We start from the raw sequence: 12402 nt of genomic DNA, 5'->3' as shown, positions 1-12402 counted from the left end.
CCGCAAGGCCAGCCCGGTGATCCTTGAGCCGATGATGGCGGTTGAAGTTGAGACGCCTGAAGACTATGCCGGTAACGTGATGGGTGATCTGTCCTCACGTCGCGGCATGGTGCAGGGTATGGACGACATGATCGGTGGCGGCAAGGTCATCAAGGCCGAAGTTCCTTTGTCGGAAATGTTCGGCTACTCGACCACGCTGCGCTCTGCAACGCAGGGCCGCGCGACGTACACGATGGAGTTCAAGCATTACGCTGAAGCTCCGAAGAACGTGGCAGACGCGATCATTACGGCGCGTGGCAAGTAAAAATCATTGAGGAGGCTCGCCGCTTGGGTGGGCTTCCTCTTTTGAATGAAGTCCGTCTTCGCAGTCGCCGCTCCAGTTGCCAATCGCTGGAGATTCAAGGTGCTACGGAAACGCTAAACCAGTAGATTGGCAACATGCTCTTTTCGGAGAATACAAATGGCAAAAAGCAAATTTGAACGTACCAAGCCACACGTCAATGTGGGCACGATCGGTCACGTTGACCATGGCAAGACCACGCTGACGGCGGCGATCGCCACCGTGTTGGCGGCCAAGTTCGGCGGCGAGGCCAAGGCCTATGACCAGATCGACGCAGCACCGGAAGAAAAAGCCCGCGGCATCACGATCAACACCGCACACGTTGAGTACGAGACGGCTAACCGTCACTACGCCCACGTGGACTGCCCAGGCCACGCCGACTATGTGAAGAACATGATCACCGGCGCGGCGCAGATGGACGGCGCGATCCTGGTGTGTTCGGCCGCTGACGGCCCGATGCCACAAACCCGCGAGCACATCCTGCTGGCTCGCCAGGTCGGCGTGAAGTACATCATCGTCTTCCTGAACAAATGCGACATGGTGGACGACGCCGAGTTGCTGGAACTGGTCGAAATGGAAGTGCGCGAGCTCTTGTCCAAGTACGACTTCCCCGGCGACGACACTCCGATCATCAAGGGTTCGGCCAAGTTGGCGCTGGAAGGCGACAAGGGCGAGCTGGGCGAAGTGGCGATCATGGCCTTGGCCGATGCACTCGACACCTACATCCCCCAGCCTGAGCGTGCCATGGACGGCGCCTTCTTGCTGCCGGTTGAGGACGTGTTCTCGATCTCTGGCCGCGGCACCGTGGTGACGGGTCGTATCGAGCGCGGCATCGTCAAGGTCGGCGAAGAAATCGAAATCGTCGGTATCCGTGACGTCCAAAAGACCATCGTGACCGGCGTGGAAATGTTCCGCAAGTTGCTCGACCAAGGTCAAGCCGGTGACAACGTCGGCATCTTGCTGCGCGGCACCAAGCGTGAAGACGTTGAGCGCGGCCAAGTGCTGAGCAAGCCAGGTTCGATCAAGCCGCACACGCACTTCACGGCTGAGGTGTATGTCTTGTCGAAGGAAGAGGGCGGCCGTCACACGCCGTTTTTCAACAACTACCGTCCCCAGTTCTACTTCCGTACGACTGACGTGACCGGTGCTGTTGAGTTGCCTGCGGACAAGGAAATGGTCATGCCTGGCGACAACGTCGGCATGACGATCAAGTTGATCGCTCCGATCGCGATGGAAACCGGTCTGCGCTTCGCGATCCGTGAAGGTGGCCGTACCGTCGGGTCGGGCGTGGTTGCTACGATCATCGCTTAAGACTTTTGCGTGACCGGCCCTGTTTGCCGCCAGCGGTAGCAAGTAGGGCTTCACCAACTTCGCGGCTCCGCGCCGCTCGCTCTTTGAAGGAATCGTCATGCAAAAGCAAAAGATCCGCATCCGCCTGAAGGCGTTTGACTACAAGTTGATCGATCAATCGGCAGCTGAAATCGTTGAAACCGCCAAGCGCACCGGCGCCATCGTCAAGGGCCCTGTGCCTTTGCCGACACGCATGCAGCGCTTCGACATCTTGCGTTCGCCGCACGTCAACAAGACATCGCGCGACCAGTTCGAGATCCGTACGCACCAGCGTTTGATGGACATCGTTGACCCTACCGACAAGACAGTTGATGCTTTGATGAAGCTCGATCTGCCTGCCGGCGTCGACGTCGAAATCAAGTTGCAGTAAAAACGTCGGTCCACTTCGGTGGATTGACCGACAGGGCAGCCGATGAGGGTGCCCTTTTTTAGTTGGCGAGATGGGTGACACTTGCGCTAGTCGCAACTTTCACGCTATACTCGCCAGCTTTTCCGCGTTGGAATATCCTGCGCGGAATTTGGCGCAATACGAAGAAGGTTCTGTCCGCAAGGCTTGAGTCGTTTACGTGTTGCACTGGTCAGCCCGGCCAATCGATGTCGGGTGTATGTAAATGGCTTCCAGGGTTAACCTGTGGGGCTGGAGAAAAACATGAGTCTAAGCAATCGTCTCGGATTGCTGGGCCGCAAGGTGGGCATGATGCGCATCTTCACAGACGACGGCGACGCCGTTCCTGTGACGGTGCTGGATGTGTCCAACAACCGCGTGACCCAGATCAAGACCGTAGAGACCGACGGCTACACCGCCATTCAGGTGGCGTTCGGTACGCGCAAAGCATCGCGCGTCACCAAGCCGGAAGCCGGACACCTCGCCAAGGCGGGTGTCGAAGCCGGTGAAGTCATGAGCGAATTCCGCGTTACCGCTGATGTTGCAGCTGAGTACAAGGCTGGCGTGCAAGTGCCAATCTCCTTGTTTGCAATCGGTCAGTTGGTTGACGTTCAAGGAACTTCGATCGGTAAAGGCTTCGCCGGTACCATCAAGCGTCACAACTTCCACTCGCAGCGTGCTTCGCACGGTAACAGTCGGTCGCACAATGTTCCTGGCTCCATTTCGATGGCTCAGGATCCTGGTCGGGTTTTCCCCGGCAAGAAGATGTGCGGTCACATGGGTGATGAGTCCGTGACAACACAGAACCTGGACATCGTGCGCATTGACGAAGCTCGTCAACTGCTGCTGGTCCGTGGCGCTGTGCCGGGCTCCAAGAACGGCCACGTTGTCGTTCGCCCTGCCGTCAAGGTCAAGCTCAAGAAGGGAGCCATCTGATGCAGCTCGAGCTCCTGAATGAACAAGGTCAGCCTACCGCCAAGGTAGACGCTCCTGACACGCTGTTTGCTCGCGATTACAACGAAGCCCTGGTTCACCAGGTGGTCGTGGCCTTCCAGGCCAACGCCCGCCAAGGTACCCGCGCCCAGAAGGACCGCGAACAAGTTAAGCACTCGACGAAGAAGCCTTTCCGTCAAAAGGGAACCGGCCGTGCTCGTGCTGGTATGACTTCCTCGCCTTTGTGGCGTGGAGGCGGTCGGATTTTTCCGAACATGCCTGACGAGAACTTCACACACAAGCTCAACAAGAAGATGTATCGCGCCGGTATGGCCGCGATCCTCTCCCAGTTGGCTCGTGAAGGTCGCCTGGCTGTGGTGGAGGCTATCACTCTCGAAGCCCCCAAGACCAAGCTCTTGGCCGCTAAGTTCAAGGCCATGGGCCTGGAATCTGTGATGGTCATTGCCGACCAAGTGGACGACAACCTGCTGCTGGCATCGCGCAACCTGGCCAATGTGCTGGTTTGCGAGCCACGCTACGCCGATCCGCTGTCGCTGGTCTTCTACAAGAAGGTCCTGGTGACTAAGGCTGCAATGGAACAACTGACGGAGATGCTGGCATGAGCGCCGTAAAGTATTCTGAAGGCCGTTTGGCCCAGGTGTTGCTCGCTCCCATCGTGTCCGAAAAGGCTACGGCGGTTGCTGAAAAGCACAATCAAGTCTTGTTCAAGGTGATGCGCGACGCCACCAAGCCAGAAATCAAGGCCGCTGTTGAACTGATGTTCAAGGTCGAGGTTTTGGCGGTGAACGTGGTGAACGTGAAGGGCAAGGTCAAGAAATTTGGCCGCTCGATCGGTCGCCGTGACCACATCAAGAAGGCTTATGTTTCGCTGAAGGCGGGCCAAGAGCTCAACTTCACCGGGGAGGCTGCGTAATGGCTGTCGTTAAAGTCAAACCTACTTCACCTGGCCGCCGTGCCGTCGTGAAGGTGGTGCACAAGCATCTGCATAAGGGCGCGCCCGAAGCATCGTTGCTTGAGCCACAAAAGCAAAATTCCGGCCGTAATAACAACGGTCACATCACGGTTCGCCATCGGGGCGGCGGTCACAAGCAGCACTATCGGCTTGTCGACTTCAAGCGCAACAAGGACGGTATTCCGGCCAAGGTTGAGCGCATTGAGTATGACCCAAACCGCACGGCTCACATCGCTTTGGTGTGTTATGCCGACGGCTTGCGCAGCTACATCATTGCACCGCGTGGCCTGGAAGTGGGTTCAACCGTTTTGAGCGGAGCCGAGGCTCCAATCAAGGCCGGTAACACATTGCCAATCCGCAACATCCCGGTGGGTTCGACCATTCATTGCGTTGAGATGCAGCCTGGCAAGGGCGCGCAAATTGCGCGTTCGGCCGGCGTGTCTGTAGTGCTGATGGCGCGCGAAGGCGTTTACGCTCAGCTGCGCTTGCGCTCCGGTGAAGTCCGCAAGATCCACATTGACTGCCGCGCAACCATTGGCGAAGTCAGCAACGAAGAGCACCAACTGCGCCAGTACGGCAAAGCTGGTGCGATCCGTTGGAAGGGTATTCGCCCAACCGTTCGCGGTACAGCGATGAACCCGGTGGATCACCCGCACGGTGGTGGTGAAGGTCGTACCGGTGAAGGCCAGGCGCCTGTGTCGCCGTGGAATACCCTCACGAAGGGCTTCCGCACTCGTAGCAACAAGCGCACGCAGACGTTCATCGTTTCGCGTCGCAAGAAGTAAAGGGTAGGCCATGACTCGTTCACTGAAGAAGGGCCCGTTCATTGATCACCACCTCTTGGCTAAGGTCGAGAAAGCGGTTGCCATCAAGGACAAGAAGCCTATCAAGACTTGGTCGCGTCGCTCGACGATCTTGCCCGAATTCATCGGGTTGACGATCGCTGTGCACAACGGCAAGCAACACGTGCCGGTTTATGTTTCTGACCAAATGGTCGGCCACAAACTGGGCGAATTCGCGCTGACCCGCACCTTCAAAGGCCACCCGGCCGACAAGAAGGCCGGGAAGAAATAAGGACTGAGACGATGGAAACCCGTGCAATCGTTCGCGGAGTCCGCTTGTCTGCCTATAAGGGCAGGCTCGTGGCGGACCTCATCCGCGGCAAGAAGGTGGACCAGGCTCTCAACATCCTGGAATTCACCCAGAAGAAGGCCGCTGGCATCATCAAGAAGGCGCTCGAATCTGCGATCGCCAACGCCGAGCATAACGACGGCGCCGATATTGATGAGCTGAAAGTCACCACGATCTATGTGGAGCAAGGTGCTACGCTGAAGCGTTTCTCTGCCCGCGCCAAAGGCCGTGGCAACCGCATCAGCAAGCCTACGTGCCACATCTTCATTTCTGTTGGCGACATGGTCGGCAACTGAAGGCCAAAGGAAGACTATGGGACAGAAAATACATCCGACCGGTTTTCGCCTGCCTGTCACTCGTAACTGGGCGTCGCGTTGGTATGCGTCGAACAAGAACTTCGCCACCATGTTGGCTGAAGATCTGCAAGTTCGCGAATACCTGAAGGCGAAGCTGAAGAATGCTGCGGTTTCGCGCATTCTGATTGAGCGTCCAGCCAAGAATGCACGCATCACCATTTACTCGGCTCGTCCGGGAGTGGTGATCGGCAAAAAGGGCGAGGACATCGAACACCTGAAGGCCGAACTGACCAAGCGTCTGGGCGTGCCAGTGGCAGTGAACATCGAAGAAGTGCGCAAGCCTGAAATCGATGCTCAACTGATCGCTGACTCGATCACCCAGCAGTTGGAAAAGCGCATCATGTTCCGTCGCGCCATGAAACGTGCGATGCAGAACGCGATGCGTCTTGGTGCCCTGGGTATCAAGATCAAGTATTCGGGCCGGTAGAAAGGTATCGAAATCGCTCGATGCGAGAGGTATCGCGAAGGCCGCGTGCCTCTTCATACGCTGAAGGCTGACATTGACTACGGCTTCTCGGAAGCCAGCACCACTTACGGCATTATTGGCGTGAAGGTCTGGGTTTACCGTGGCGACCGTTTGGCCAATGGCGATGCGCCGGTGATCAAGAGCGATGCAGGTGACGATGATCGTCGCCCACGTCGCAATGCTCGCCCTGGTGCTCCAGCCGGCCGTGGCCGTCCTGGTGACAGCCGTGGCGGTCCGCGTTCGAGTGGCGCTCCTGGTGAGGGCGGCGACAAGCCGGCCGCAGCAGGTGACGCAGCCCAGCCCGCTGCCAAGCGCGTGGTCCGCAAGGTCGCGCCCGTTGGTGGCGAGGCCAAAGGAGAATAACAATGCTGCAACCAGCTCGTCGCAAATACCGCAAGGAGCAAAAGGGTCGTAACACGGGTGTTGCAACCCGCGGCGCTGCCGTGTCTTTCGGTGACTTCGGCCTGAAGGCTACCGAACGCGGCCGTCTGACGGCTCGTCAAATCGAAGCTGCACGTCGTGCAATCTCGCGCCATATCAAGCGCGGTGGTCGCATCTTCATCCGCATCTTCCCTGACAAGCCGATCTCCCAGAAGCCTGCTGAAGTCCGGATGGGTAACGGCAAGGGCAATCCAGAGTACTACGTCGCTGAGATTCAGCCCGGCAAGGTGCTCTACGAGATCAACGGTGTGCCAGAAGCCTTGGCTCGCGAAGCGTTCACGTTGGCTGCTGCAAAGCTGCCATTGCGTTGCACCTTCGTGACTCGCCAGGTCGGCACCTGAAGCGGAGAACACCATGAATGCATCTGAACTGCGTAGCAAAGATGTCGCGGCCTTGGAAAAGGAAGTGACCGATCTGCTGAAGGCCCATTTCGGTCTGCGCATGCAAAAAGCGACGCAACAGTTGACCAACCACACTGTGTTGGGCAACACGCGCCGTGACATTGCTCGCGTCAAGACTGTTTTGGCCGAGAAGAAGAAGGGAGCCGCGAAATGACGCAAGCTCAAGAGAAGAACACACGTACCCTGGTGGGCCGTGTGGTCAGCGACAAGCGTTCCAAGACCGTGACCGTGCTGGTTGAGCGCCGTGCCAAGCACGAGCTCTATGGCAAGATCGTGGCGCTGTCCCGCAAGTACCACGCCCATGATGAGAATGGCGAGTACAAGATGGGCGATGTCGTTGAAATCGCTGAAGGCAGGCCAATTTCGAAGACCAAGAGCTGGGTTGTGACCCGCTTGGTTGAGAAGGCTCAAATCGTTTGATTTGGACCCTGAGTACAAACGCAAGAAGGTCTAAAACCTGATTGCGGTGGAACGGTCGGAACGCTGGGGAACTGGCGACCGACCGTTTTTTGCATCTCATCGCTCATTCGCTAGAAACATCATTTTGGAGTACTTAAATGCTGAAAATTGGTGATCAAGTGCCGGCTGGCACGCTGCAGGAGTTTGTTGAGGTCGAGGGGGGTGGCTGTGCCTTGGGCCCCAACCCAGTAGATGTGACGGCGGCCTTGGCCGGCAAGACGGTTGCCCTGTTTGCGCTGCCCGGCGCTTTTACGCCGACATGTTCTGCGCAACACGTACCTGGCTATATTGCCCAGGCGGAAGCGCTGAAGGCGGCTGGCGTCGACGAGATCTGGTGCGTGTCGGTCAATGACGTGTTTGTCATGGGCGCCTGGGGGCGTGATTTGGCTGCGGCTGGCAAAGTGCGCATGTTGGCCGATGGCAGCGCAGACTTCACAAAAGCGACTGGCTTGACGCTCGACCTGACGGCGCGTGGCATGGGCTTGCGTTCGAAGCGTTACTCGATGTTGCTGGTGAACGGCCAAGTCAAGACGCTCAATATCGAAGCTGGCGGCAAGTTTGAAGTCAGCGATGCGTCAACTATGTTGGCGCAAGCTGCTGCGCGATAGGGCGCTGACGGCGTCAATGAGCTTCAGCGGAGATATTCCTGCTGCGGTTTGAAAGTTATTTCACACCGAGGCTTGACGGCACTTAAGCTTTTGATGCATAATCTAAAGCTTCGCCGAACGCAAGGCGCATCTCATGGTGCGTTAAGGCCTCGGATCCGCCCTCTACTGCTGGGTGCAAGGTCATCACGGGTGTGATGGGTTTTCACTTGGTCAACGGGCCCAAGACTGACCGATGAACTCCCTGGCCTAGGCTTGGTGGTGATTTGGGAAAAGTTGGGGATAGACATGATTCAAATGCAATCGCGACTCGACGTCGCGGACAACACTGGCGCTAAATCCGTCATGTGCATCAAAGTGCTTGGTGGATCCAGGCGCCGGTATGCAGGGATTGGTGACATTATCAAGGTCAGCATCAAAGAAGCTGCGCCTCGGTCCCGAGTTAAAAAGGGCGAGGTTTACAGTGCCGTGGTCGTTCGTACTGCCAAGGGTGTTCGTCGTCAAGACGGCTCGTTGGTGAAGTTCGACGGCAATGCCGCTGTGCTGCTGAACGCCAAGCTGGAGCCAATCGGCACTCGCATCTTCGGCCCCGTCACGCGTGAGTTGCGTACCGAGCGGTTTATGAAGATCGTGTCGCTGGCGCCTGAAGTGCTCTGAGCGCGGCCACAGTAAAAGGTATTGCCATGAACAAGATTCGCAAAGGCGACGAGGTCATTGTTTTGACCGGTCGCGACAAGGGCAAACGCGGCGCAGTAGCGCAGCGTATTGACGAAGATCACATCGTTGTTGACGGTGTGAATATGGTCAAGAAGCACGTCAAGCCAAACCCAATGAAGGGTACTACTGGCGGCGTGGTCGACAAGACGATGCCTATCCATCAATCCAACGTGGCGATTTTTAACGCTGCATCCGGTAAGGCTGATCGCGTGGGCATTAAGTTGCTCGCCGATGGCAAGAAGGTGCGCGTCTATAAGTCGACCGGCGAAGAGATCAAGGCCTAAGGGGTTCGACATGGCTCGTTTGCAAGCGTTTTATCGCGAAAAAGTTGTGCCCGGTCTGACTGAAAAGTTTGGCTACACGTCGGTCATGGAGGTGCCCCGCATCACCAAGATCACACTCAATATGGGTGTGAGTGAGGCCGTTGCCGACAAGAAGGTCATGGATCACGCGGTCAGTGATCTGACCAAGATCGCTGGTCAAAAGCCAGTTGTTACTAAGTCTAAGAAGGCGATTGCGGGTTTCAAAATCCGTGATGCAGTGCCTATCGGCTGCATGGTGACGCTGCGCGGCGTTCAGATGTACGAGTTCTTGGATCGTTTTGTAACTATCGCCTTGCCGCGAGTGCGTGACTTCCGGGGTATCTCCGGTCGTTCGTTCGACGGCCGCGGTAACTACAACATCGGCGTCAAAGAACAAATCATCTTCCCCGAGATCGATTACGACAAGGTGGATGCGCTGCGTGGGCTGAACATCAGCATCACCACCTCTGCCAAGACGGACGATGAGTGCAAGGCCTTGTTGGCGGCATTCAAGTTTCCGTTCAAGAACTGAGGTGACTTGTGGCTAAAACTTCTCTCATCCAACGTGAACTCAAGCGCGATGCGCTGGTTGCCAAATTCGCAAAGAAGTATGCGGATCTGAAGGCCATCATCAACGACGCTAAGAAGTCTGACGAAGAGCGTTACCTGGCGCGCCTGGAGCTGCAAAAGTTCCCTCGCAACGCCTATCCAACTCGCCAGCGTAACCGCTGCGCGTTGACTGGTCGTCCCCGCGGTACGTTCCGCAAGTTCGGCTTGGGCCGTAACAAAATTCGTGAGCTGGCCTTCAAAGGCGACATCCCTGGTGTCGTCAAGGCCAGCTGGTAACGGCGAAGATTAGGAGATATCGCAAATGAGCATGAGTGATCCTATCGCCGACATGTTGACCCGCATTCGAAACGCCCAGAGCGTTGAGAAGGTCAACGTCGTGATGCCTTCCTCAAAATTGAAAGTGGCGATTGCCAAAGTCCTCAAGGACGAAGGCTATATCGACAGTTTCTCGGTGCGTGGCGAAGCCGCCCGTCCCGAGTTGGAAATCGCGCTGAAGTACTACGCCGGTAAGCCGGTGATCGAGCGCATCGAGCGCGTGAGCCGCCCCGGCCTGCGCATCTACAAGGGCCGCCACGATATTCCTCAGGTCATGAATGGCCTGGGTGTGGCGATCGTCACCACGCCGCAAGGTGTGATGACCGACCGTAAAGCACGTCAAGCCGGCATCGGCGGCGAAGTGCTTTGCTACGTCGCCTAAGCGCAAGGAGAGACAAACAATGTCCCGCGTAGGAAAAATGCCGGTCGCCATCCCGCAAGGTGTGGACGTTACCGTTACAGCTGACAAGATCAGCGTCAAGGGCTCCCTCGGCACACTCGTGCGTCCGATGAATCGCCTTGTCAACATCACGAACGAAGGCGGCAAGTTGTCCTTTGCTCCAACCGACGATTCGACTGCAGCTGGCGCTATGAGCGGCACCGTGCGAGCACTGGTGGCCAATATGGTCAACGGCGTGAGCAAGGGCTTCGAGCGCAAGCTGAGTCTGGTCGGCGTGGGTTTCCGGGCGCAAGCCACGGGTCAAAAGCTCAACCTGCAAATCGGCTTCTCTCACCCTGTGGTGAAAGACATGCCCGAAGGCATCAAGGTTGAGTGCCCAACCCAGACGGAGATTCTGATCAAGGGTGTGGATCGCCAAGTGGTGGGTCAGTTGGCCGCAGAAGTACGCGCCTTCCGTCCGCCTGAGCCCTATAAGGGCAAGGGCATCCGCTATACCGGCGAAAAGGTCTCCATCAAAGAGACCAAGAAGAAGTAAGGAGCAGCGCAATGTTGACCAAAAAAGAGCAGCGCATTCGTCGCTCGCGTCAGACCCGTGCTCGGATTGCAGTCCAGCGCGTCGTGCGTTTGTCGGTGTTCCGATCCAACCTTCACATCTACGCCAGCGTCATTTCAGACGACGGCACTCGTGTCCTGGCCAGCGCCTCGACAGCCGAAAAGGCTGTCCGCGAGCAGCTCGGTGGCTCGGGCAAGGGTGGCAACGTAGCTGCGGCTACTTTGATTGGCAAGCGTATCGCCGAAAAGGCGAAAGCAGCTGGTGTTGAGAAAGTTGCCTTTGATCGTGCAGGCTTTGCCTACCATGGTCGAGTCAAGGCTCTTGCCGAAGCAGCTCGTGAAGCTGGTTTGCAGTTCTGACGCTAAAAGGATTTCGAAATGGCAAAGTTTCAACCCCGCGTCCAGACCGAAGCAAATGACGACGGCCTGAAAGAAAAGATGATCGCGATCAACCGCGTCACCAAGGTTGTGAAGGGCGGGCGTACGCTCAGCTTCGCAGCGCTGACGGTGGTCGGTGATGGCGCAGGTCGTATCGGCATGGGCAAAGGTAAGGCCAAGGAAGTGCCTGTCGCTGTGCAGAAGGCCATGGAGTCCGCACGTCGCAATATGGTCAAAGTTGACCTGCGCAACGGTTCCATCCACCACAATGTGGTTGGCGAGCATGGTGCGTCGCGTGTCATGATGGTTCCAGCTCAGCCTGGTACCGGCGTGATCGCTGGCGGCCCAATGCGCGCAGTCTTTGAAGTGATGGGCGTGACTGACATCGTTACAAAGAGCCACGGTTCGACCAATCCGTACAACTTGGTTCGCGCCACGCTGGATGCTTTGAAGCGTTCCACGACGGCCGCACAAGTTGCAGCCAAGCGCGGCAAGAACGTTGAAGACATCTTCAACTGAAGCCGTACTGGAGACACAAATGTCTGAAAAGAAAACTCTGACGGTCAAGCTGGTTCGCAGCCCGATCGGTACGCGGACTTCGCACCGCGCTACGGTAGTGGGCCTCGGCCTGCGCAGGATGAACAGCACCAGCGTGTTGGAAGACACGCCTGCAGTTCGCGGCATGATCAATAAGATCGCCTACCTCGTGCAAGTGCTCTAAGCGCTTTCACGAACTGAGGACAAGAAGATGCAATTAAATACCATTAAGCCAGCAGCCGGCTCGACGCACTATAAGCGTCGTGTGGGTCGTGGCATCGGTTCCGGCATTGGTAAGACAGCGGGTCGTGGTCACAAGGGACAAAAGTCCCGTGCTGGCGGCTACCACAAGGTCGGTTTCGAAGGCGGTCAAATGCCTTTGCAGCGGCGCTTGCCAAAGCGTGGCTTCAAGTCGCAGACACTGAAGTTCAATGCCGAGATCAACCTCGACGACCTTCAGGCCCTGGTGGCGGATGAAGTCGACATGCTGACTTTGAAGGCAGTGGGCCTCGTGCCTGAGTTGGCCAGAAATGTCAAAGTGATTCTGTCTGGTTCGATCAGCCGCAAAGTCACGCTCAAGGGCGTGGGCGCGACTGTGGGTGCCAAGGCAGCGATTGAAGCCGCTGGCGGCTCGGTCGCGTAATTAGCAGGAACTAGGCACAGTGGCTACCAACGCAAACCAACTGGCCAAGAGCGGCAAGTTCGGCGACTTGCGTCGTCGGCTTGTGTTTCTGTTACTGGCTCTGGTGGTGTTTCGGATCGGGGCGCATATCCCTGTTCCGGGCATAGAT

General features: G+C 57.2%; 22 protein-coding genes and 2 pseudogenes. All 24 read left to right on the top strand.

Features of this window, described 5'->3' with window-relative positions:
• A pseudogene (gene fusA / locus RMO57_RS15660) lies at positions 1-304 on the top strand (elongation factor G); the annotation flags it as partial.
• A 156-nt stretch (positions 305-460) separates the two neighbouring features.
• A complete protein-coding gene (gene tuf, locus RMO57_RS15655) occupies positions 461-1651 on the top strand; it encodes an elongation factor Tu (RefSeq protein ID WP_310388175.1) in 1191 nt (396 codons plus the stop codon).
• 97 nt (positions 1652-1748) lie between these two features.
• Positions 1749-2060, top strand: a complete 312-nt coding sequence (rpsJ, locus tag RMO57_RS15650) for a 30S ribosomal protein S10 (RefSeq protein WP_058721902.1) — start codon at positions 1749-1751, stop codon at positions 2058-2060.
• Positions 2061-2339: 279 nt separating this feature from the next.
• Positions 2340-3011, top strand: a complete 672-nt coding sequence (gene rplC, locus RMO57_RS15645; protein WP_263558996.1) for a 50S ribosomal protein L3 — start codon at positions 2340-2342, stop codon at positions 3009-3011.
• Positions 3011-3631 carry a 50S ribosomal protein L4 gene (gene rplD, locus RMO57_RS15640; protein WP_310388171.1) on the top strand — a complete coding sequence of 207 codons (621 nt, stop codon included), beginning with the start codon at positions 3011-3013 and terminating at the stop codon, positions 3629-3631. Before rplC ends, rplD begins: the two co-directional genes overlap by 1 nt.
• Positions 3628-3942 carry a 50S ribosomal protein L23 gene (rplW, locus tag RMO57_RS15635; RefSeq protein WP_310388170.1) on the top strand — a complete coding sequence of 105 codons (315 nt, stop codon included), beginning with the start codon at positions 3628-3630 and terminating at the stop codon, positions 3940-3942. The genes rplD and rplW overlap by 4 nt, the downstream gene beginning before the upstream one ends.
• Positions 3942-4766: a 50S ribosomal protein L2 gene (rplB, locus tag RMO57_RS15630; protein WP_263535990.1), complete on the top strand. Its 825-nt coding sequence runs from the start codon at positions 3942-3944 to the stop codon at positions 4764-4766. The genes rplW and rplB overlap by 1 nt, the downstream gene beginning before the upstream one ends.
• A 10-nt stretch (positions 4767-4776) precedes the next feature.
• Positions 4777-5055 carry a 30S ribosomal protein S19 gene (gene rpsS, locus RMO57_RS15625; protein WP_263535989.1) on the top strand — a complete coding sequence of 93 codons (279 nt, stop codon included), beginning with the start codon at positions 4777-4779 and terminating at the stop codon, positions 5053-5055.
• 11 nt (positions 5056-5066) lie between these two features.
• A complete protein-coding gene (gene rplV / locus RMO57_RS15620; protein ID WP_310388167.1) occupies positions 5067-5408 on the top strand; it encodes a 50S ribosomal protein L22 in 342 nt (113 codons plus the stop codon).
• Between the two features lie 16 nt (positions 5409-5424).
• Positions 5425-6297, top strand: a pseudogene (gene rpsC / locus RMO57_RS15615) (30S ribosomal protein S3).
• Positions 6298-6299: 2 nt separating this feature from the next.
• Entirely contained in the window at positions 6300-6716 is a 417-nt protein-coding gene (gene rplP / locus RMO57_RS15610) for a 50S ribosomal protein L16 (protein ID WP_263535986.1), read from the top strand.
• A gap of 13 nt (positions 6717-6729) precedes the next feature.
• A complete protein-coding gene (gene rpmC, locus RMO57_RS15605; protein WP_263535985.1) occupies positions 6730-6930 on the top strand; it encodes a 50S ribosomal protein L29 in 201 nt (66 codons plus the stop codon).
• A complete protein-coding gene (gene rpsQ, locus RMO57_RS15600) occupies positions 6927-7196 on the top strand; it encodes a 30S ribosomal protein S17 (RefSeq protein ID WP_263535984.1) in 270 nt (89 codons plus the stop codon). Before rpmC ends, rpsQ begins: the two co-directional genes overlap by 4 nt.
• A 137-nt stretch (positions 7197-7333) precedes the next feature.
• Positions 7334-7843, top strand: a complete 510-nt coding sequence (locus RMO57_RS15595; RefSeq protein ID WP_310388162.1) for a peroxiredoxin — start codon at positions 7334-7336, stop codon at positions 7841-7843.
• A 285-nt stretch (positions 7844-8128) separates the two neighbouring features.
• Positions 8129-8497, top strand: a complete 369-nt coding sequence (gene rplN, locus RMO57_RS15590) for a 50S ribosomal protein L14 (RefSeq protein ID WP_263535982.1) — start codon at positions 8129-8131, stop codon at positions 8495-8497.
• Positions 8498-8523: 26 nt separating this feature from the next.
• The gene (gene rplX, locus RMO57_RS15585; RefSeq protein WP_310388160.1) at positions 8524-8841 is read left to right on the top strand and encodes a 50S ribosomal protein L24; all 318 of its coding nucleotides are present in this window, start codon (positions 8524-8526) and stop codon (positions 8839-8841) included.
• Between the two features lie 10 nt (positions 8842-8851).
• Positions 8852-9391, top strand: a complete 540-nt coding sequence (gene rplE, locus RMO57_RS15580) for a 50S ribosomal protein L5 (RefSeq protein WP_310388159.1) — start codon at positions 8852-8854, stop codon at positions 9389-9391.
• 8 nt (positions 9392-9399) lie between these two features.
• Entirely contained in the window at positions 9400-9705 is a 306-nt protein-coding gene (gene rpsN, locus RMO57_RS15575) for a 30S ribosomal protein S14 (protein WP_310388158.1), read from the top strand.
• A gap of 25 nt (positions 9706-9730) precedes the next feature.
• A complete protein-coding gene (rpsH, locus tag RMO57_RS15570; protein WP_310388157.1) occupies positions 9731-10126 on the top strand; it encodes a 30S ribosomal protein S8 in 396 nt (131 codons plus the stop codon).
• Positions 10127-10145: 19 nt separating this feature from the next.
• The gene (gene rplF, locus RMO57_RS15565; RefSeq protein WP_310388155.1) at positions 10146-10679 is read left to right on the top strand and encodes a 50S ribosomal protein L6; all 534 of its coding nucleotides are present in this window, start codon (positions 10146-10148) and stop codon (positions 10677-10679) included.
• Positions 10680-10690: 11 nt separating this feature from the next.
• Complete coding sequence (rplR, locus tag RMO57_RS15560; protein ID WP_263535976.1) at positions 10691-11056, top strand: 50S ribosomal protein L18; 366 nt, start codon at positions 10691-10693, stop codon at positions 11054-11056.
• A gap of 18 nt (positions 11057-11074) precedes the next feature.
• Positions 11075-11593, top strand: coding sequence for a 30S ribosomal protein S5 (gene rpsE / locus RMO57_RS15555; RefSeq protein ID WP_263535975.1), 519 nt, complete (start codon positions 11075-11077; stop codon positions 11591-11593).
• Between the two features lie 19 nt (positions 11594-11612).
• The gene (rpmD, locus tag RMO57_RS15550; protein ID WP_263535974.1) at positions 11613-11795 is read left to right on the top strand and encodes a 50S ribosomal protein L30; all 183 of its coding nucleotides are present in this window, start codon (positions 11613-11615) and stop codon (positions 11793-11795) included.
• A 27-nt stretch (positions 11796-11822) separates the two neighbouring features.
• The gene (rplO, locus tag RMO57_RS15545; RefSeq protein ID WP_310388152.1) at positions 11823-12254 is read left to right on the top strand and encodes a 50S ribosomal protein L15; all 432 of its coding nucleotides are present in this window, start codon (positions 11823-11825) and stop codon (positions 12252-12254) included.
• Positions 12255-12402: the final 148 nt, after the last annotated feature.

It is taken from the genome of Roseateles sp. (assembly GCF_031397715.1).
Lineage (GTDB): Bacteria > Pseudomonadota > Gammaproteobacteria > Burkholderiales > Burkholderiaceae_C > Paucibacter_A.
Note: the sequence above shows the minus strand (reverse complement) of the source record. Positions and strands in the feature narration are given on the sequence as shown.